Source organism: Brenneria sp. L4-2C (assembly GCF_040240335.1).
In the GTDB taxonomy this organism is placed as follows: Bacteria; Pseudomonadota; Gammaproteobacteria; order Enterobacterales; family Enterobacteriaceae; genus Brenneria.
On the sequence record NZ_JBEIAC010000006.1, the window covers coordinates 58498 to 79417 of the forward strand.

Here is a 20920-nt window from a genome sequence, read left to right on the forward strand (position 1 = left end):
TCGCGATAATTTATACCCTCGCGTTATATTGTTTATGGATATGTAATAGTTTTCAATCTAAGTAAATAATACCGGCCAGAACGGCGTTTCCACGGCCTCATACCGCGCCAGCGTGGTCGACAGCTACTTTTCCTCATCCAGTTGCAGAGCGATATACAACAGCAGACGGTCGTCGAAATTGCCCAAATCCAGCCCGGTGAGCTCGGAAATGCGGTTAAGGCGATATTCCAGCGTATTGCGATGAATAAATAAGGCTTTTGCCGTTGCGCCAGGCTGCACGTTATGACGAAACCAGGCGCCTAGCGTGCGGCGCAACAGACCATTGCCGTCCATCGCCGTCAGTCTGGTTAACGGACGTGCCAGTTCGTTCGCCTGCCAGCCGCCTCTCAGGCTATCCAGCAATACCGGCAACATTAAATCCTGATAATAATAACAGCGCTGAGCAGGCATACGCTGCTTGCCGACGCTCATGGTCGTGCGGGCGGTGCGATAGGAACGGGCAATGCTGCCGGGACCGGAGAAATAGTTCCCCAACGCCAGACGAACACGCAACCGGCTGCTTTCCGCCATGCGGGACAGCAGGGTGTCCACGCGCCGGCGATGTTCTTCCGCATCCCAGCGCCCGTGGCTGTTGAGTGCGGGCTTCAACACCACCATTTCCGTCAGGGACACAATGGCGATCAGGTTGTCGCGCTCCGGCGTCGTCAATAGAGTTTGCAACTGTTGAAGTTCGGCCATCGCGCTGTCTACGCCTAGCTGTCCGCTATCAACCTCAATCACGGCCACGACGCGCGGTTTATTAAGATCGATACCTAAACGTTGCGCCCACTCCATCAACGCGGGTGACAGCTCATCCGTTCGCAACAGGTTAAGCACCAGTTCTTCACGCAGGCGACTATCCTGCGCCAGGATATGCAGCAATCTTGCCTGCTCAAGCATCATTTCCGCCGTCATGCAGACCAGTTCGCCATACTGGCGTAACTGTCCTGGATTACCGGTCAAACCAATCACCCCGACGATATCGCCGTCAATGCGCAATGGCAGATTGATGCCGGGACGAACGCCATGTAAATGCCGCGCAACCGCGTCATCGATATCAACCACCCGTCCCTGAGATAACGCCAGTAAAGCGCCTTCATGCAATTCACCCAATCGCGCCCGATCGCCGCTGCCGATGATCTTGCCGCTTGCATCCATCACGTTGATATTACTATCAATAATTTGCATGGTCCGCGCGACAATATCCTGTGCCATTTGGGCATTGAGATGATACGACGCCATTTTTACCTCGAAGAGGAACATTGACAATCGCACCAGCATAGCGCCGCGCCGGGCGTCGCACATTGTGCAAATCAACAAAGAATCGCGGATTCACCTGAAACTGTGGGAACTCTCACAAAATACAGGCGGAAGGAGAAAGGAAAGGCATAGCCGGGTATCACGATACCCGGCGGAGGTTGATGACAAAGTGCGTCGAGCGTTGAGAATGGATAGATCGTAAAGACGCTGCGAGTACATCCCTGTAAGCTCGAACCGCGCGAATAGGTATCTCATCCCTGAGATTCCCCCTTGCAGGGCCGTCGCAAGCGACGTTCAAAGGCGTTCCCAACGCCTTTGTCCCTGGCGCGGACGCTTTACTCTTCTATACCATTCTCACCGTTCCGATTCGCCAGAGACTGTTGAGGGTTATTGCATCAGCAGATAAATATTACTTTCACCGCGGCGGATACTCAGCGCCAGCACCGCCGGCTTGCTATCCAGAATTTTACGCAGCTCGCCGAGATTCTGAACCGGTTGCTGATTCACACCCAGGATAATGTCATCCTTTTTCAAGCCGATTTTCGCCGCCGCCGAGCCGGCTTTCACGTTATCGACTTTGACGCCTTTCTGACCATCGATCTGGGTATTGCTCAATTCGGCGCCTTCGATGCCGGAATACAGGTTACCCGATGCGACCTGGGCCTGAGTGCTTTGCTGCAACGTGACCGTCACCGTAACGGGTTTGCCGTCGCGCAGCAGCCCCAGCGACAGCTTGCTGCCGACCGGCAGCGAACCGACCTGCGCCCGCAATGCCGCGAAACTGCTTATCGCCTTGCCGTTTAGCGACACAATGACGTCGCCGGCTTTAATACCGGCTTCAGCCGCGGCTGATTTCGGTTGAACCTGGCTGACGAACGCGCCGCGCTGCGCATCGACTTTCATCGCCTGCGCCAGGTCTGAATTCAGCTCCGTCCCGGTAATGCCCAGTTCACCGCGTTTTACTTCACCAAACTCGACAATCTGGGCAACCAGACTTTTCACCATATTGCTGGGGATGGCAAAACCGATACCGATATTGCCGCCGTCAGGCGCCAGGATCGCGGTGTTTAAACCAATCAATTCGCCATTCAGGTTGACCAGCGCCCCGCCGGAATTACCGCGGTTGATGGCGGCGTCGGTTTGTATGAAGTTTTCATAATTTTCGATATTCAACCCGCTGCGCCCCAGCGCCGATACGATCCCGGAGGTCGCCGTTTCGCCCAGGCCATATGGGTTGCCGATCGCGACAGTGTAATCCCCTACGCGCAGTTGATCGGAGTCGGCCAATTGGATCGCCGTCAGATTTTTAAAGCTTTGCAACTGCACCAGCGCAACATCGGAGCGCGGATCTTTACCGATCACTTTGGCGTCATATTTACGGCCGTCATTGAGACGAACCTGAATTTTATCCGCATTGTCCACCACATGGTTATTCGTTACCACGTAGCCTTTTTCCGCATTGATGATTACGCCGGCGCCCAATGCCTGAAAGGCCTGCTGGCGGGATGGCTGCCCGTCGCCGTCATCTCCGCCCTGACACATGGGGGATTCCTGAAACGGCGAGCCGTCCTGACAGAATGGCGAGTCTTCGCCAAAAAACGGCTGCAACTGCTGCGGGATCTTTTCCCTGGCGACGCTGGCATGCCCTTCTACAGAAATACTCACCACCGACGGCATGACTTTTTCCAGCATCGGAGCCAGACTGGGCAGTTGGTTGGATGAAGATAAGGAAGGGGTCGGCTCCGCCGCATTCGCGCCAAGCGATCCCATCGCCATTGCGAGACTTAATGTCAGCGCACTTAGAACCAATGATTTTCTTTTCATGGGAATAGGTCTCACAGTAATCAACAGGCAAGCTCTCACCGCCTTTATACCCTTCATCGCGCAAGATGCGGGGTAGATACAGAGGTGTGCTGTATAAGATAAATATGGATCAACTTGGTTCATTAATGGAAGACGCTGAACCGTAAGAAAATATTGGCGCTCTTTACAAAAGTTATTATTCCGCCGCCATCAGTCGGCGATATTCGTCATAGGCATAAAGATCGGTCATGCCGCTGATATAATCCTGTAGCAAACGCGCGCGGAAATAATATTCGCGAATTTCCCGCTCTTCATATGATAAGTGCCGCAGATTCTCCACGGCTTCGCGGTAAGCCATGCAATGTTTGCTGGATAATTTATGAAACAGCCGGGTTTCAATCGGATAGCGTTTGTGCGTTTCCTCGTTGACCAACTGACTGAAATCCTGATACGACATATCCAGCAGCGGGCTATAAATCTCCAGCAACCCGCGGATAACCCGGTAGCCCTGAAGCTCCAGTTGTTCCACTTCATGGTGATTAAAGACGTGTTTCAAGGCGACGTTTTTAAATATTTTCAATAATCGATTCTGCGCGCTTTCATCCTCCAGCAGCGCCTGATTAAACGCCCCCGAATAAATCTCCGGCAGGTTATCGATAAAACGCTGGGAAGCATGCGGCACCAGCGTGGCGACCGTATTCACCCGCAGATTCATAAAAAACTGATCGTTGATGCTGCGCCAGCGGTGACGATTTCGGGTCTCATAGGATTTGCCCACCGTTTCGCTGAATAAATCCCCCGGCTGAACGTCGCCCCAGGAATGACGCAAATGCTCATAGAGCTGTTCGATGGTGAGAATATCTTTCTCGACGGCATCTTCCAAATCGGCGATGCAGTAAGAAATATCATCCGCCGCCTCCATAATATAAGTCAGCGGATGGCGATGGAATTCCCCCATCGACAGCTCTTCGCGCAGCTTGGTGACGAAGGCTTCCTCCGCCAGATAATAGCCCGGCTTTTTCATCAGATAAGAAAATTCCGGCGGCGGAGTTTCGCACCGGTACGCGGGCCTGGTGTATTTCAATATGCAGCCGACCTGGCCGTAGGTCAGATTCAGCTTAAGCAAGGTATGCACCAGGCGAATGGCCTGCGCGTTGCCTTCGAAATGACTTAAATCCTGCCGAATACGCCGCCGCAGTTCATTGAGGCCATCCTCCCGGCAACGTAAAAAACCGACCCGGCATTTATCTTCGCGTGCGTCATCCGTGACCGCATGCGCGACGTCCATTAACTGTCCGAACCAGTTATTGATCGCCGACTCGCCGAAATGACCAAATGGCGGGTTACCGATGTCATGCATCAAACACGCCATCTCCACCATGCTTTCAAACGGGGTTTGTAGTTGGGCGAGTCCCAGCGCCTCCAACCGATTGTCGCGCTTGAGGCGTTCCAGTATATCCTTGACGATATAGCGGCCGACCTGTTGCACCTCCATGGAGTGCGTCAGACGAGAGCGCACCGCGGCATTGCGCTCCAACGGAAAAACCTGGGTTTTTTGCTGCAAGCGGCGAATGGCGGCGGAGTTGATAATACGTCCGCGATCGCTCTCGAACTGACGAACAATGGCATATTCATCTTTAGCCGCAATCGGACGACTGAGCGGACGCTGAAAACTCATCTTTTTCGCGAAATCGATATCAGACATAGGACTCCCCATTTAGTGCCGCCGCATCGCCATCTAACCCCGTAAGCCATGATAGACTAGCGGACGCTATACTCGTGCTATTTATAACAAAATTTGTGGGGAATACTATGAAAGTCGGCATTATCGGAGCTATGGAACAAGAAGTTACCCTGCTTCGCGATCGTATCGAAAACCGTCAGACCATACAGCGCGCAGGTTGCGAAATTTACACCGGTCGGTTAAACGGCGTTGATGTCGCCCTATTGAAATCCGGCATTGGCAAAGTCTCTGCCGCGCTGGGCACCACATTATTGCTGGAGCACTGCCGCCCGGACGTGGTGATCAACACCGGTTCGGCCGGCGGATTGGCCGCAACGCTGAAGGTCGGCGATATCGTCGTTTCCGATGAAGTGCGCTATCACGACGCCGACGTCACCGCTTTTGGTTATGAACCCGGCCAGATGGCGGGCTGCCCGGCCGCCTTCACCGCGGACGAAGGGTTGATTACGTTGGCCCAGGACGCCATCGCCAAGCTAGATTTGAACGCGGTGCGCGGTCTGATCGTCAGCGGCGACGCGTTTATCAATGGCGCGGAACCGCTGGCCCGCATCCGTAAAACCTTCCCTCAGGCCATCGCGGTAGAAATGGAAGCCACGGCGATTGCCCATGTTTGCCATCAATTCGCCGTCCCTTTCGTCATCGTGCGGGCGATTTCCGATGTCGCCGACCAGGAATCTCATCTGAGCTTTGACGAATTTCTGGTTGTCGCCGCCCGGCAATCCACCCGCATGGTAGAGACCATGTTACAGGCGCTGGCTGAACGTCGGTAACGCCACAATGCAATTGCGGATTCATTCTCTGTTCGGGCTTCTGCTGTTTTTCACCATCGCCGCGGCAAACGCGCTGCCGCAGCGCGTGATCAGTCTGGCGCCGCACGCCACCGAACTGGCCTACGCCGCCGGGATGGGAACCCAGTTGGCGGCGGTCAGCAGTTGGTCAGACTATCCCCCGGAAGCCCGGAAACTGGAGCAGGTCGCCTCCTGGCAGGGAATTAACCTTGAGCGGATCCTGACGCTGAAACCCGATCTTATTCTGGCCTGGCGTGAAGGCAATCCGCAAAGACCGCTGGAGCAACTCGCCAATTTTGGTATTCCCGTGGTCTATCTGGATGCCAAAACGCTCGATGATATTCCCGCAATGCTGAAGACGCTGGCGCAATACAGTTCGCATCCTGAACAAGCGGAGCAGAACGCCGCCGCATTGCGCCGGCAACTGGCGGAATTGCAGAGCCGCTACGCCGATAATCATCCTCTGCGGGTTTTCATGCAGTTTGGCGCCCACCCGCTGTTTACGTCGGCGAAAGGCACGTTGCAAAGTCAGGTTGTTTCGTTGTGCGGCGCGCAGAATATTTTCAGCGACAGCCCGGTTCCCTGGCCGCAGGTCAGCCGGGAACAGGTGTTAATGCGCAAACCACAGGCTATTATCATCAGCGGTTCCGCTGATGATATCGCCGCTACGCAGGCCTTCTGGCAACCGCAATTATCCGTTCCGACGATCGCGGTGAATGAAGATTGGTTTAATCGCAGCGGGCCGCGCTTACTGCTGGCCGCGCAACAGATATGCCGGCAATTGGCCGAACTGAAAAAAAATGATTAGCAGAGTCATCATCAGCCGGGCTTAGGCAACAAAAAACCCGTGACGCGATGCGGACTCACGGGTTTTGCTTTTTTGCCGGCTGAAGCAGAATCAGATACTGAAAGAAGAACCGCAGCCGCAGGTCGTTTTGGCATTCGGGTTGCTCACGATAAAACGCGAACCCTCCAGACCTTCGGTATAGTCGACCGAACCGCCGACCAGATATTGCAGGCTCATCGGGTCGACCACCAGCGCGACGCCCTGCTTTTCAATGGTCATATCCCCTTCGTTGATCTGATCATCAAACGTAAAACCATACTGGAAGCCGCTGCAACCGCCGCCGGTAATATAAACCCGCAGTTTCAGATCCGGATTTTCTTCATCAGCAATCAGGAGTTTCACCTTGTTCGCCGCTGCATCGGTAAATTGCAGGGGCAATGCCACTTCGTCGCTCATACTTTTACTCCCAACCTACATTCTTATCGGGTGATACGTTATTCACTCAATTATACGCTTATTATTCAATAGCGGGTTAAAACGTGCAAGATTTGACGTCAGTCAGCGCGTGACGCCGCGTATTAAGCCTTGTTCCCGCCGCAATCCGCCGCGCTTGCCGTCGAACCGCGGCGTTGTATTTTCAGTCCGTATCGCCGCACAACGATTTTCATAACCGCGGCCAGTTGATTAGAATGACCTTACTTTCCACGACAAACGTAAAGTCAGGATCCTTTAATGAACAAATCTGAAAGTCTGTACGCCGCGGCACAGCAACTTATTCCGGGCGGCGTCAATTCGCCGGTTCGCGCATTTAACGGCGTGGGCGGCGTGCCGCTGTTTATCGAACGGGCGGACGGAGCCTATCTTTACGATGCCGATGGCAAATCCTATATCGATTACGTGGGTTCCTGGGGACCGATGATATTGGGACACAACCACCCCGCCATTCGTCAGGCGGTCATCGCCGCCGCCGAGCGCGGGTTAAGTTTTGGCGCTCCGACGGAAATGGAAGTGCGGATGGCGCGGCTGGTGACCTCGCTGGTGCCGACCATGGATATGGTGCGTATGGTCAACTCCGGCACCGAAGCGACCATGAGCGCCATCCGTCTGGCGCGAGGTTTTACCGGACGCGACAAAATCATCAAATTCGAAGGCTGTTATCACGGACATGCCGACTGCCTGCTGGTGAAAGCCGGTTCCGGCGCGCTGACGCTGGGGCAGCCCAACTCGCCGGGCGTACCGGCGGATTTCGCGCGCCATACGCTGACCTGCACCTATAACGATCTGGCTTCCGTACGCGCCGCCTTTGAACAATATCCGCAGGACATCGCCACGGTTATCGTCGAACCCGTGGCCGGGAATATGAACTGCGTGCCGCCGCTGCCGGATTTCCTGCCGGGGCTGCGCGCGCTGTGCGACGAATTCGGCGCGCTGCTGATTATCGACGAAGTGATGACCGGTTTCCGCGTCGCGCTGGCCGGCGCGCAGGCGCACTACGGCGTCGTACCGGATTTGACCTGCCTGGGGAAAATCATCGGCGGCGGCATGCCGGTGGGCGCCTTTGGCGGCCGGCGCGACGTGATGCAGGCGCTGGCCCCCACCGGGCCGGTTTATCAGGCGGGAACCCTGTCCGGCAACCCGATAGCCATGGCGGCGGGTTTCGCCTGCCTGAGCGAAGTCGCCAAACCCGGCGTGCATCAAAAACTGACCGCACTGACGGAACAACTGGCGGCGGGGCTGTCCGCGGCGGCGCAGGCGGCGAATATTCCGCTGGTGGTCAATCAGGCCGGCGGGATGTTCGGGCTATTTTTCACCGATGCCGAGCGCGTCACCTGTTATCAGGAGGTGATGACCAGCGACGTAGAGCGCTTCAAGCGCTTCTTCCATCTGATGCTGGAGGAAGGGATCTACCTGGCGCCTTCCGCCTTTGAAGCCGGCTTTATGTCGCTGGCGCACAGCCCGCAGGATATTGAACGCACGATAGAAGCCGCGCATCGTTCTTTTGCGCGGCTGTAATCAAATGGCAGGCCCGGTTGTCCTCACTCCGTGGGGCTTTATCGGGCCTGCCGGCGCAGCAGATAAACGAAATACGGCGCGCCGATAAAGGTCGCCAGCAGCCCGGCCGGAATCTGGTTCGGGAACAGCAACATTCTCCCGCACCAGTCGGCCGACACCATCAGCCCCCCGCCAAGCAGCGCGGAAGCGCAGATCTGCGGCATGATACGGCTGAACCCCATCATACGCGCCAGATGCGGCGCCATCAGTCCCACAAAGCTCATCGGCCCGACGATTAACGTCGCCGCGGCGGTCAGTACCGAGGCCAATAACAGCACCAGCAGACGCACCGGGGTAACCGCCACCCCAAGCGAGCGGGCGGTGGCGGCGCCTAACGGCAAAATGCGTAGCCAGCGCTGACACAGCGGGACTATCAACAGCAGCGATACGGCGATAACCACGGATCGCACGGCATCCGGCCCTTCCACGTTATAGGTCGACCCGGACAGCCAGGTAAGCACGCTCGCCACCCGCGGATCGCCGCTGGCCAACAGCAACGTAATCACCGTGGCGAACACCATGCTCAGGGCGATACCGGCCAGCAGCATGCGCTGGGTGGAAAAGCCGCCGCGCCCGGCAATCATCACCATCGCCAGCAGCGCCGCCGCGGCGCCGGCGCTGCCGGCCGGGATCAGCCACGCAAAGGCGTCGCCGGGTACGAAAAACAGCAGAATGATGACGCCGAAGGAGGCGCCGGAGCTGATCCCCAGCACTTCCGGGCTGCCCATCGGGTTGCCGGTCAGTTTCTGTATCAGCGTGCCGGCCACCGCCAGCATCACCCCGGCGGCCAGTGCCGCCAGCACGCGCGGCCAGCGCCACGGCAATAGCTGCGTTAACTGATCGCCGCCGCTCCAGTGCCACCCCTGCGCGTTTTTTCCCAGCGTCAGCGCGATTAACGCCACGGCGATCAACAGCGCGCCGCCCGCCAGCATCCACCATCCCCACCGGCGTCGCTCCGTCTCCCGTATTCCGCCCGGCTCCATCATCGAAGGCTGTCCGCCGGTGCGCAAACGCGGCAACAGCCACAGCAGCAGCGGCGCGCCAATCACCGCCGTCGCCGCGCCGGTCGGCACTTCGCGCCATACGCCGCTCAGCCAGATGACGAGTTGATCGGTCACGCCCAGCAATAAAGCGCCGAGCAACGGGGCCAGCCAGAGTCGGTGCAGTAAACGCCTGGCGCCGAGCATTTTGGCCAGCAGCGGGGCAAAAAGGCCGATAAAACCGATAATGCCGGCCGCGTTGACCAATTGCGCGCTAAGAAAAATAGCCAGTCCGAGAGCGCCCAGCCGCGCCAGCGATATGCCCAGCCCCAGATTGCCGGCGACGGCGTCGTCCAGTCCCAGCAGGGTTAGCGGACGCAGCAGCAGCAACGCCAGGCAGAAACAGAGCAACAGACGCGGAAAGATAAAGCTCACGTTACTCCAGTCCTGCTGATTCAGCACCCCGCTGCTCCACAGGAACATATTCTGTAGCTGGTCATGATAAAACAGCGCCAGCAGTTGGTTGAGCGCGCCGCAGTAAAAGCTTACCACCAGCCCGGCCAGAATCAGCGTAACCGGCGACAGGCGTCTTCCCCAGGCGACGCCGAACACCAGCGCGCCAACCGCCAACGCGCCGATCATCGCCGCTATTTGCTGCATAAACACGCCGCCGGGCAGCGCCGCCAGCGTGACGGCCGTCACCCCCAACTGCGCTCCGGTGGCGATGCCCAACGTCGAGGATTCCGCCAGCGGATTGCGCAAAACCTGTTGAAACAGCACCCCGCTCAGCCCCAGCCCGGCGCCCACCAGCAGCGCCAGCGCCATACGCGGCAGCAGACTATAGTGAAACAGCAGTTGGCGAATATCCTCGGCGGAGGGTCGCCATAATCCCTGCCACCACTGCGCCGCGGGCAGTTGCCGCAACAAATTGTAACCGCCCAACAGCAGTAGCGCCGTCAGCAAAAAACCGATCGGCAACACGGGCGACAGCCGGTTTCTAGTTAACGTCACGCCGCGCCTCCAGAGCCTGTTCCAGCAGACGGCAGAAGCGCATGGCCGACAGCGTGGCGCCATACAGCCAGACCGGGGGTACCCGCTGCAAGCGGCGTTCACGCACGAACGACATCGCCTGCCACAGCGGGCTGTCCGCCAACTGCGCCATCACGGCGTCGTCGCCGTGACCGAAGCAGAGGGCGTGGGCGCCTTCAATCCCGGCCAGACGTTCAATGCCGACAATGGTGCTTCCCCAGAAACTGGTTTCGCCGCGCCAGGCGTTTTCTATCCCGACTTCATCCATTACTTCCTGAAACAGGCTGTTTTCGCCAATCACCACCGCGTGACGCAGATCCAGCAGGGTAAACAGCAGCAACGGACGACGGGTATAAGGCTGTAAACGCGTTTTTGCCTGCTGCATAAATTCGGCGAACTGGCGTAAATGCCGATGCGCCGCCTCGGGCATGCCCAGCGCCTCCGCCAGCTTCTCCAGCGAGGGCTTGGCCAACGCCAGCGGCTTGCCGCTTCCATCGTTAAAACCGAACCCCATGGACGGCGCGATACGGACGAGTTTCTCCGCCGACGGGCCGTAACCTTCGGAATGCAGGATCAGCGAGGGGCGCAGTTCGGCCAGCAGTTCCAGATTCGGTTCGGTACGAAAACCGACATCAATCACCCCCGGCGGCAGTTCGGGTTCCGCCACCCACAGGCGGTAATTATGGATATCCGCGACGCCCATCGGCGCAATCCCCAGCGCCATCAGCATTTCAACCTGCCGCCACTCCAGCGCCACGATGCGGCGGGGATCGGGATAGGCCGCGGCGCGGCCGGCGGCGGAATAAAGAAGCGGGGAGAGCGCCAGCGCGGTCAGCAGGCGGCGGCGCACAATATCGGCGCTACGGCCGGACGATAATGGATAAGACATAGTCAGCAAACGAAACTTACCGGCGCGCCGCCGCCGGGATGAGGCAATATTCCCATGGGGATCCCATAAATACTTTCCAGCACCGGACCTTGCATCAGCGCCAGAGGCTCGCCTTGCGCAATCATTTCGCCGCCGCGCAGCGCCACCAGATAATCGCAATAACGCGCCGCCATATTGATGTCGTGCAACACGGCGATCACCGTCAGCCCCCGTTGCCGGCTCATCCGCTGGATCAACGCCAGCACCTCGACCTGATGCGCGATATCCAGCGCCGACGTCGGCTCGTCCAACAGCAGACAACGGCTATCCTGCGCCACGGTCATCGCCAGCCAGGCCCGCTGCCGCTCGCCGCCGGACAGGCTATCCACCAGACGATTGGCGAAGGACTTCAACCCTACCAGCCTAATCGCCTCGTCGACCTTTTCCCGATCGGCGCCGCCGAAACGCCCCAGAGCGCCGTGCCACGGATAGCGCCCGATGGCGACCAGTTCGCGCACGGTCATGCCTTCCGCCGCGGGCAGTTGTTGCGGCAGGTAGGCCACCTGACGGGCAAAGGCTTTACTGTCCCAGCGGTCGAGGGAACGTTCGCCCAGCCACACCGAACCGCCGCTGGCCGGCTGGTGGCGGCCAAGAATTTTCAGCAATGTAGATTTACCGGAGCCGTTGTGTCCGATCAAACCGCAGACTTTCCCCACGGGAAAAGTCAGGGACAGCGGACGCAGCAGCATACGGTCGGCAATAGAAAAGCTGACATCGTCCAGCCTGAAGGTGGTATCGGGCAGTGCATGTTGGTTTTGCATAACGTTTTGGATTTCACCGCCGGCCTGAAATCAAGGCGGCTAATGGTTATCAAACTAAAGGACAATGATAATAATTATTATAAAGATTGCATAATAGGCGTAACGGAATGCGCTCCGCAAGGAATTTACACAGCCGGAAATCAAAGAAGAAGACGCCGAAACGTCAGAAACAAAGTGGAAAGCCCCCGGCGACGCGCTGTCTCTTATACACAAATGCGGGAGCGCTGACGGAAGTGGGTGTTACGCGGCGTAAAAAATTATGCTGAGGCGATAGCAGGCTTAGGATGAGCCGCATGGATGCGGCGAAAGCTTGCGCCACGTCTGGAACGTGTCGCAAGCGGTCCGTTAAGCCTGATACCGACGAAGGCACCGCACAGCGGCATAATTTAGCCGCAAGCCCGGGTTCATAGGGGGCTGGCGCTTGAGCCACCTATGTCGGGCGCGTGCTACGACGTAGCATGGAAATGGCGGCATTGTGGCGCACGAAACTGCCTCTGAGTCCGCATAAAAATGTGACTAAGAGACAGCGGCGACGCGGGGGCGGAAGCAAAAATTATTGCCCGAACATTTCCCTGATCCAGTCCGCCACGCCGTCGCCGTTTTGCTGCGCTGGCTGCGCCGGTTGCGTCGTCTGCGGCTGGCTGGCCTGACACAGCGCCTGCGGATTATCCGTCCAAATCGGTAAAGACCGCCCGGCGCTGCTGCCGTTACAGATAAAATTGCCGCTGGCATCCACCGTCATGGCCGCAATGCCTTCCGGCGGCGTCAGCATCAGCGGCAACGGCGTCTGATTTTCCAGGTAGCGGCGGTAGAGGGTCAATGCGCCGTTCGCGCCGGTCAGCTTCGCCGGCCCGTTGTTGTCGCGCCCCACCCAACTTATCGCCACTTCCTTACCGTCCACCCCGGCAAACCAGCTATCGCGCAGATCGTTGGTGGTGCCGGTTTTCGCCGCCAGATGATAATTCGGGAATTTGACCGCCAGCGAACGCGAAGTGCCGCGTTCCACCACCTGCTGCATGCCGTACAGCGTCAGGTAGGCCGCCTGGGCGGGAACCGCGCGCTCAGCCTGCGGGAAACTCTGGAACAATACCGTGCCGTCTTCGGCAATCACCGAACGTAAAGACGACAATGGCGCGCGATTTCCGCCGCCGGCGATGGTCTGGTATTCCTGCGCCACTTCCATCGGCGTCAGGCTGATCGCCCCCAGCAGCATCGAAGGCATCGGCGAGATCACGTTTTCAGGAATCCCCAGCCGTTTCAGCGTGGCGGTAACCTGATCCAGTCCCACCGCCATCCCCAGATTCACCGTCGGCACGTTAAGCGAGTTAGCCAGCGCATCGACCAGCATCACGCGTCCGCGGAACTGGCGATCGTAGTTTTTCGGCTGCCACAGCTGGCCGTTGGGCTGCTTGAGCGACAGCGGCTCATCCGCCAGCCAGGTATTCAGCCGATAGGTATCCGGCTGGCTGAGCGCCGTCAGATAAATCGGCGGTTTAGCCAGCGAACCGACCGGACGACGCGCCTGCAAGGCGCGGTTGAACCCGGCGTATTGCGTCTGCGATCCGCCGACCATCGCCCGGATCTCGCCGCTGAAACGATCGACGATCACCATGGCGGCTTCCAGATCGTTAACGCCGCGCGCGGCCCTTAATGCCGGAATCCCCTCTTCCACCGCTTTTTCCGCCGCATCCTGCGAGACCGGATCAAGGGTAGTGAACACCTTCACGCCGGACAGATCGCTGACCTTATCGCCCAGCTTTTGCTGTAATTCCTGCCGCACCAGTTGCATAAACGCCGGCTGAGGACTGATGACCCCGCCCCTGGGCTGTACGCCCAGCGGACGCGCGCTCAGCATGTTATACAGTTCGACGTCTATCACCTGCTGGTTCTGAAGCAGGCGCAATACCAGATTGCGGCGCTCCAGGGTGAGTTTAGGGTTGCGCCACGGATTATACAGCGACGCCCCTTTCACCATCCCCACCAGCAGCGCCTGCTGATCGAGACTGAGCTCATTCACCGGACGGCCGAAATAGTAAAGGCTGGCCAGCGGGAAACCGCGGATCTGATCGCCGCCGCTCTGACCGAGGTACACTTCGTTGAGATACAGTTCCAGAATGCGATCTTTGCTATAGCGATAATCCATGATCAGCGCCATATAGGCTTCGTTGGCTTTACGCCACAGGGATCGCTCATTGGTGAGAAACAGGTTTTTCACCAGCTGTTGCGTCAGCGTACTGCCGCCCTGGATCGCCCGTCCGGCGGTGATATTGGCTAAAAACGCGCGCCCGATCGAGAACAGGCTGATACCGTCGTGCTCGTAGAAATGGCGATCTTCGGTCGCCACCAGCGTATCCACCAACAGATCGGGGAAGCCGGAACGCGGCACGAACAGACGTTGCTCGCCATTCGGCGACTGCATCATGGTGATCAATTTCGGATCGAGGCGGAAGAAGCCGAAGTTACGCTGATTCTCCAGATTCTGGATCTGCGACAAACGCTCGTTGCTGAACGTCAGACGGGCGTGAATCTGCCCCTCTTTGCCATCGGGGAAATCAAAAGGACGGCGCAGCATTTCAATACTGTTGCCGCGTACGCTGAATTCCCCCGGGCGGGTAATACGGCTCACCTGACGATACTGCATCCCTTCCAGCAGACTGATCATCTCTTTCTGGTTATAGGGCATGCCGGGTTCAAGATTGAGCATCCGGCCGTACACCGCCGCCGGCAACTGCCATACCTTGCCCTCGATACGGGTGCGGATTTGGCTGTCGAGATACACGCCGTAAATGGCCAGCGTCACGGCAAAAATCAGAGCCAGTTTGATGAACAGTCCCAGCCAGCGACGTTTCTTACGCGGTTTGCCGGTCATGCTGTCCTCGTCATCATAGCCATTATCATCGTCATCAAAATCATCCTGATCATCTTCATAATCATCATCATAGTCGTCATTCCTGCGGCGCCGAACTGTTTGCCTGCGCGCAGGTTTACGTCCCGACGCTTTTCCCTTGCGTCCAATAGGTTCGCGATCATCCCCAGACATGCTTGTTGCTTCTCCGTCAGATTGTCACAGCCATCCGCTTTACGCTTAAGCCGCCTTACTCTGTTTCCCGCGCCTTTCTCAAGGAAGAGGAAACATCTGAAATTAATGATTCTGATACTTTTTGGTGCGTCGCGTCGGGAGCGCATTCGCCGGGTCGTCCGGCCAGACATGCTTGGGATAACGCCCCTTCATCTCTTTTTGCACCTCGCGATAAGCGCCTTGCCAGAAAGCGGCCAGATCGCGCGTAATCTGCAAAGGGCGTTGAGCCGGCGATAACAGCTCCAGCACCAGCGCGACGCGGCCTTCCGCCAGCAGCGGGCTTTGCCGCTCGCCGAACATTTCCTGCATCCGCACCGACAATACCGGCGGTTTGTCTTCATAGTAGGTAATCGCCAACCGGCTGCCGCCCGGCACGGTGTAATGGCTGGGCAACGCGCTATCCAGCCGTTGCCGCAACGGCCAGTCCAGCAAACGCATCAACGCCTCGACCAAATCGATTTGCCGCAATGCGCGCAGATCCCTCACGCCGGATAAAGACGGCTGTAGCCACTGTTCCAGCGTCGCCAGCAGGGTTTCGTCATCCACCGCCGGCCAATTCGCCTCGGGCAACCACTGTCGGGCGCACAACAGCCGGACGCGCAGCTGTTGCGACGCCGTATCCCAATTCAGCGCGGCAAGCCCTTGTTCCCGCAGCCAGGCCAGCAGCGCCAACTGCAACTCCTCATCGGAGGGCTTATTTAACGGCCGGGAACGCAACGTCAGGCATCCTATCCGACTGTGTTTGCCGGCGCGCAGCGTACCTTTTTCTTCGTCCCAACGCACCACATTATGTTCGCTAATCAAGCCGGGCAACTGTTGTTCCAGACGCGCGATATCCAGCGGCAGCGCCAGCAGGATGCGCGCATCCGCACTATGGTCGTTCTGTAATAAAGCCGGCGCCATCAGCCAGTCGGCGCCGGACAACGCTTCGTCCGGCGACATCATCGCGCCGGCGCCGTTCGCCAACTGGTAGCGGCCGTCCTGACCGCGCCGCCGGGCGATGCGATCGGCAAATCCCTGCGCCAGCAGCCAGGCGGCCCATCCCGCATCGATACGGCCCGCCGCCGCCGATAAACGGCGCGTAAGCTGTTGCGAACGCCGCAGCCAGTGCGGCAGCGGACGATGCAGCCAGTCCAGCAGATTCATCGACCCGCCGCGCGGCGGCTCTTCCAGTATCGCCGCCAGACAGCCCGCCGTCGCCAGCGCATCTTTCTCCCGGCGCGCCGCCGCAACCAACATCGTCGCCAGCCGCGGATCGCAGCCGAGAGCGGCGATTTTGCGGCCATCCGACGTCAGCTTGCCCTGCCCGTCGGTAGCGCCGAGTTGACGCAAAAGCTGACGCGCGGCCTGCAAGGCGGGAAGCGGCGGCGGATCCAGCCAGACTAACTGTTCGACATCCGTGCAGCCCCACTGCAACAGATCCAGCCAAAAACTGCTGAGATCGCTATTCAGTATTTCAGCATCGCTTTGCGCGGCGGCGCGTTCGGCCTGTTCTCGGGAACATAAGTGCCAGCAGATACCGGCGCTCAACCGGCCGGCGCGCCCGGCGCGCTGCACCATTGACGCCTGGCTGACGCGCTGCGTCACCAGACGGGTTAAACCGCTTTTGACGTCAAAATGCGTGGTGCGTTCCAGACCGCTGTCCACTACCAGGCGGATCCCTTCGATGGTCAGACTGGTTTCGGCGATATTGGTCGCCAGCACCACCTTGCGCCGTCCGTCCGCCGCCGGCAGGATGGCTTTCTGCTGCTCCGCCAGCGTCAGGGCGCCGTATAAAGGACACAGATCCACATCCGCCGCCACGCTATCGGCCAGCAAGGACTGTACCCGTTTGATTTCCGCCACGCCGGGCAAAAACAGCAACAGCGACCCGGACTGTTCGCTCAATAAGCGTCTTACCTGGCGGGCTACGCCCTCTTCCAGCCGTTCGTGGCTATTTAACGGATGATAGTGCCGTTCCACCGGATAACTGCGCCCTTCGGAAACCACCGTCGCCGCCTCAGGCAGCAGCGCCGTCAGCCGGGTATTGTCCAGCGTGGCGGACATGATCAACAGCTTTAAATCCTCACGCAGCCCCGCTTGTACATCCAATAATAGCGCCAGCGCCAGATCGGCCTGCAAACTGCGCTCATGAAATTCATCCAGAATCACCAGCGCCACGCCGTTCAGTTCGGCGTCCTGTTGCAGCATGCGCGTCAAAATGCCTTCGGTCACCACCTCCAGACGGGTGGCGGGGCCGACGCGGCTTTCACCACGCATCCGATAACCCACCGTCTGACCTGGCTCCTCGCCCAACTGCTGCGCCAGACGCCAGGCGACGCTTTTCGCCGCCAGACGACGCGGCTCCAGCATAATTATCTTGCCGTCCGACTCTCCCAAGCAAAACAGTTGCAACGGCAGCCAGGTTGATTTCCCCGCACCGGTCGGCGCATGCAATAAAACCTGAGGCGACACGCGCAGCGCTGTTATCACGTCATTCAGTACGGCACTGACGGGCGGTAAAATCACAGAAATCTCCGTAAAGGTTAACTTTCGACGGCGGGCATTGTAGCATCGGATGGAATCAGAACTTAAGAGAGCGACATGCACCCGACCCGACGCCTGTTTTTTGCCCTATCATTGCCGGAAAAAATCCAGCGGGAGATCGTGCGCTGGCGCGCCGACCATTTTTCGCCGGAGGCCGGTCGTCCGGTGGCGGCCGCCAATCTTCACCTGACGCTGGCTTTTCTTGGCGAAATCAGCGAACAAAAAGAACTGGCGCTGCGTACGCTGGCCGGGCGCATCAGCCAGCCTGAATTTACGGTCGACCTGAATGACGCCGGCCAATGGCCGCGCCCCGGCGTGGTATGGATGGGTTGCCGGCAGGCGTCCCGGGGGTTATTGCAACTGGCCGACCTATTGCGCTCGCAGGCGGCCCGCAATGGCTGCCATCAAAGCGCGCAACCGTTCCACCCGCATATCACGCTGTTACGCGGCGCGACCAGACCGGTCGCCCTGCCGCCCGCGGATTTCAACTGGTCGATCCCCATGCGCCGTTTCTCCCTGTATCAGTCGCTGTTTGAACATGGCAAAACGCGCTATCAGACCATCGCCAGCTGGCCGCTGACCAAACAAAAATAGGATACCGATGCAATACACGCCCCGCTTACAGCCGGCCCGGTTAATTCAACGCTACAAACGTTTTCTTGCCGACGTGGTGACGCCGGAAGGAAAAACCCTCACCCTTCATTGCGCCAATACCGGCGCGATGACCGGCTGCGCCACGCCCGGCGATACCGTCTGGTACTCCACCTCGGACAACCCCAAACGTAAATATCCGCACAGTTGGGAGTTGACCGAAACGCAGCGCAACGACTGGATTTGCGTCAACACGCTGCGCGCCAATACGTTATTGCACGAAGCCTTGCTGGACAATCGGGTGGCGCCGTTGGCGGGTTATACCGCTTGCAAGACCGAGGTGAAGTACGGCGCGGAAAACAGCCGCATCGACCTGCTGCTACAGGCGCCGGACAAGATTAACTGCTATATTGAGGTGAAATCCGTTACATTGCTGCAACAGGGACAGGGCTACTTCCCCGATGCAGTCACCCTCCGGGGGCAAAAACATCTGCGCGAACTGCAACAGGTCGTCGCCAACGGTGAGCGGGCGGTGCTATTTTTCGCGGTGTTGCATTCCGGCATCAAACAGGTTTCCCCCGCCCGTCATATTGACCCGCGTTATGCCGAATTATTCACCGCAGCGCGGCGACAGGGGGTTGAAGTTTTATGTTACGGCGCCACATTATCTCCCGATGGCATCAAGTTAGCCGATCCGTTGCCGTTATTGATATGAAAGATAAATAAAGTGGCCATGCAATAACACGCTAACACGTTGTTTATCATCCGATGATAATACGTTGTTCCTCACACTTTATCAGGCCGGTGTCAGGAACCATTGCCAACCTAATCTTCATCTGCTATTTATAGCGGCCTGTTTTTCCCCCTTGGGGGATCGATATACCCAGTAATTGGATTTGCAGTAAGCAAAACGAATGAATCTGACGCGCCGGCGAAAGTCGGTCAGTCAGGTAAATACGGGCCGCTGAACAATGCTGTAACTTCGAGTGAGAAGGGTATAGTGCGTGTCGTGTTATGTAGGAGAAGCAACATGCAAGAAGGGCAAAACCGTAAGACATCTTCTCTGAGCATTCTCGCAATTGCCGGAGTAGAGCCGTACCAGGAGAAGCCGGGCGAAGAGTATATGAACGACGCTCAGCTGGCTCATTTCAAGCGTATTCTTGAAGCATGGCGCAACCAACTCAGGGACGAAGTGGATCGTACTGTATCGCATATGCGCGATGAAGCAGCGAATTTTCCCGATCCGGTGGATCGTGCCGCTCAGGAAGAAGAGTTCAGCCTGGAGCTGCGCAACCGCGATCGTGAACGTAAGCTGATCAAGAAGATCGCCAAAACACTGCAAAAAATCGAAGACGAAGACTTCGGTTATTGCGAATCCTGTGGCGTAGAGATTGGCATTCGTCGTCTGGAAGCCCGTCCAACGGCTGATTTGTGTATTGACTGCAAAACGCTGGCAGAAATACGCGAAAAGCAGATGGCAGGATAATTATCCATCCTGACAGCCTACGCCTGCGGGCAAGGTCATCTGACCCAGGGGTAGGCTGTACGGGATTTACCCCGCTTAATTGATTGAAACTGCCGCCGTACTTTGATGTTCACCACGCAATAGCGGCGTCGTGCTTGTCTATATGTCCGAAACAGATCATTACATCGGTCGCTTTGCGCCTTCCCCGTCCGGCGATCTGCACTTTGGTTCACTGATTGCCGCGCTCGGCAGTTATCTGCAAGCTCGCGCCAAACAGGGGCGCTGGCTGGTGCGCATTGAAGATATCGATCCTCCGCGTGAAGTTCCCGGCGCCGCCGCACGAATACTCTCTCAGTTAGAACACTACGGCCTTTATTGGGACGGTGAAGTCACCTATCAGTCGCAGCGCCGCGCGCTTTATCAGGAGACGCTCCACTGGCTCGCCCAACAGGGATTAAGTTATTACTGCACCTGTTCCCGCAGCCGTATCCAGCAGTCCGGCGGCCGATATGACGGCCACTGCCGGGAACTCGCCCTGCCGGCGGAAGGCGCCGCTATCCGCATACGCCAGACTTCGCCGGTATTCAGCTTCCATGACGGCCTGAGCGGCGAGATTCACGCCGATGCCGCGCTTGCGGGCGAGGATTTTATTATTCATCGCCGAGATGGTCTGTTTGCCTATAATCTGGCCGTGGTGGTCGACGATCATGCGCAACAGGTTACGGAGATCGTGCGCGGCGCCGATCTGATTGAACCAACGGTACGGCAAATTTCGCTATACCGGCTGCTGGGATATCAGGAACCCGATTATATTCACCTGCCGCTGGTGCTGAATGCGGACGGCCACAAGCTCTCCAAACAGAATCACGCTCCGGCGCTGCCGGATAGCGATCCGCGTCCGGTATTAATCGCCGCCCTGGAATTTCTCCATCAGCCGTTGCCGGAAAGCTGGCAAGACCTGACGCTCACGGCATTGCTGGCCTGGTCCGTGGCCCATTGGTCGCTCTCTCCCATTCCCCGTCAGGGGGCAAAAACCGGTCCGCGATCACTTCAGCATTCTCAAATCGAGCCTGGTGAGCTATGATTAG

General features: G+C 58.1%; 15 protein-coding genes and 1 pseudogene. 7 read left to right on the forward strand and 9 right to left on the reverse strand.

All coding sequences use genetic code 11. The features are described from left to right. Window positions 1-123: 123 nt before the first annotated feature. The 3 genes from ABRZ26_RS11130 to dgt form a co-directional block, all read right to left on the reverse strand. A complete protein-coding gene (locus ABRZ26_RS11130) occupies window positions 124-1281 on the reverse strand; it encodes a CdaR family transcriptional regulator (RefSeq protein ID WP_319604329.1) in 1158 nt (385 codons plus the stop codon). Window positions 1282-1686: 405 nt separating this feature from the next. Beyond that, window positions 1687-3123: a serine endoprotease DegP gene (gene degP / locus ABRZ26_RS11135; RefSeq protein ID WP_319604330.1), complete on the reverse strand. Its 1437-nt coding sequence runs from the start codon at window positions 3121-3123 to the stop codon at window positions 1687-1689. A gap of 175 nt (window positions 3124-3298) precedes the next feature. Then, on the reverse strand, window positions 3299-4807 hold the full coding sequence (dgt, locus tag ABRZ26_RS11140; protein WP_319604331.1) for a dGTPase: 1509 nt from the start codon (window positions 4805-4807) through the stop codon (window positions 3299-3301). A gap of 107 nt (window positions 4808-4914) precedes the next feature. Here dgt and mtnN point away from each other — a divergent pair, with 107 nt between their 5' ends. Continuing rightward, window positions 4915-5616: a 5'-methylthioadenosine/S-adenosylhomocysteine nucleosidase gene (gene mtnN, locus ABRZ26_RS11145; RefSeq protein ID WP_319604332.1), complete on the forward strand. Its 702-nt coding sequence runs from the start codon at window positions 4915-4917 to the stop codon at window positions 5614-5616. A gap of 7 nt (window positions 5617-5623) precedes the next feature. Beyond that, complete coding sequence (gene btuF / locus ABRZ26_RS11150; protein WP_319604333.1) at window positions 5624-6442, forward strand: vitamin B12 ABC transporter substrate-binding protein BtuF; 819 nt, start codon at window positions 5624-5626, stop codon at window positions 6440-6442. 90 nt (window positions 6443-6532) lie between these two features. On the opposite strand, the gene erpA is transcribed toward btuF, so the two are convergent. Beyond that, window positions 6533-6877, reverse strand: a complete 345-nt coding sequence (gene erpA / locus ABRZ26_RS11155) for an iron-sulfur cluster insertion protein ErpA (RefSeq protein ID WP_319604334.1) — start codon at window positions 6875-6877, stop codon at window positions 6533-6535. Between the two features lie 276 nt (window positions 6878-7153). Here erpA and hemL point away from each other — a divergent pair, with 276 nt between their 5' ends. Continuing rightward, window positions 7154-8434: a glutamate-1-semialdehyde 2,1-aminomutase gene (gene hemL / locus ABRZ26_RS11160; protein ID WP_319604335.1), complete on the forward strand. Its 1281-nt coding sequence runs from the start codon at window positions 7154-7156 to the stop codon at window positions 8432-8434. Window positions 8435-8472: 38 nt separating this feature from the next. On the opposite strand, the gene fhuB is transcribed toward hemL, so the two are convergent. The 5 genes from fhuB to hrpB all read right to left on the reverse strand — a co-directional run bounded on the left by fhuB (window position 8473) and on the right by hrpB (window position 17758). Further along, window positions 8473-10464, reverse strand: a complete 1992-nt coding sequence (gene fhuB, locus ABRZ26_RS11165; protein WP_413556198.1) for a Fe(3+)-hydroxamate ABC transporter permease FhuB — start codon at window positions 10462-10464, stop codon at window positions 8473-8475. After that, window positions 10451-11371, reverse strand: a complete 921-nt coding sequence (gene fhuD / locus ABRZ26_RS11170; RefSeq protein ID WP_319604336.1) for a Fe(3+)-hydroxamate ABC transporter substrate-binding protein FhuD — start codon at window positions 11369-11371, stop codon at window positions 10451-10453. The genes fhuB and fhuD overlap by 14 nt, the downstream gene beginning before the upstream one ends. A 2-nt stretch (window positions 11372-11373) precedes the next feature. Then, window positions 11374-12171, reverse strand: a complete 798-nt coding sequence (gene fhuC, locus ABRZ26_RS11175) for a Fe3+-hydroxamate ABC transporter ATP-binding protein FhuC (protein ID WP_319604337.1) — start codon at window positions 12169-12171, stop codon at window positions 11374-11376. A gap of 553 nt (window positions 12172-12724) precedes the next feature. After that, the gene (mrcB, locus tag ABRZ26_RS11180) at window positions 12725-15211 is read right to left on the reverse strand and encodes a bifunctional glycosyl transferase/transpeptidase (protein ID WP_319604338.1); all 2487 of its coding nucleotides are present in this window, start codon (window positions 15209-15211) and stop codon (window positions 12725-12727) included. Window positions 15212-15313: 102 nt separating this feature from the next. Further along, complete coding sequence (gene hrpB / locus ABRZ26_RS11185; protein ID WP_319604339.1) at window positions 15314-17758, reverse strand: ATP-dependent helicase HrpB; 2445 nt, start codon at window positions 17756-17758, stop codon at window positions 15314-15316. A gap of 75 nt (window positions 17759-17833) precedes the next feature. Here hrpB and thpR point away from each other — a divergent pair, with 75 nt between their 5' ends. The 4 genes and pseudogenes from thpR to gluQRS all read left to right on the forward strand — a co-directional run bounded on the left by thpR (window position 17834) and on the right by gluQRS (window position 20909). Further along, window positions 17834-18370 (forward strand): RNA 2',3'-cyclic phosphodiesterase, encoded by a 537-nt coding sequence (thpR, locus tag ABRZ26_RS11190; protein WP_319604340.1) that lies wholly within the window; start codon window positions 17834-17836, stop codon window positions 18368-18370. A 7-nt stretch (window positions 18371-18377) separates the two neighbouring features. Beyond that, entirely contained in the window at window positions 18378-19082 is a 705-nt protein-coding gene (sfsA, locus tag ABRZ26_RS11195) for a DNA/RNA nuclease SfsA (protein WP_319604341.1), read from the forward strand. Between the two features lie 315 nt (window positions 19083-19397). After that, the gene (dksA, locus tag ABRZ26_RS11200) at window positions 19398-19853 is read left to right on the forward strand and encodes an RNA polymerase-binding protein DksA (RefSeq protein ID WP_136168102.1); all 456 of its coding nucleotides are present in this window, start codon (window positions 19398-19400) and stop codon (window positions 19851-19853) included. A 142-nt stretch (window positions 19854-19995) separates the two neighbouring features. Further along, a pseudogene (gluQRS, locus tag ABRZ26_RS11205) lies at window positions 19996-20909 on the forward strand (tRNA glutamyl-Q(34) synthetase GluQRS). Window positions 20910-20920: the final 11 nt, after the last annotated feature.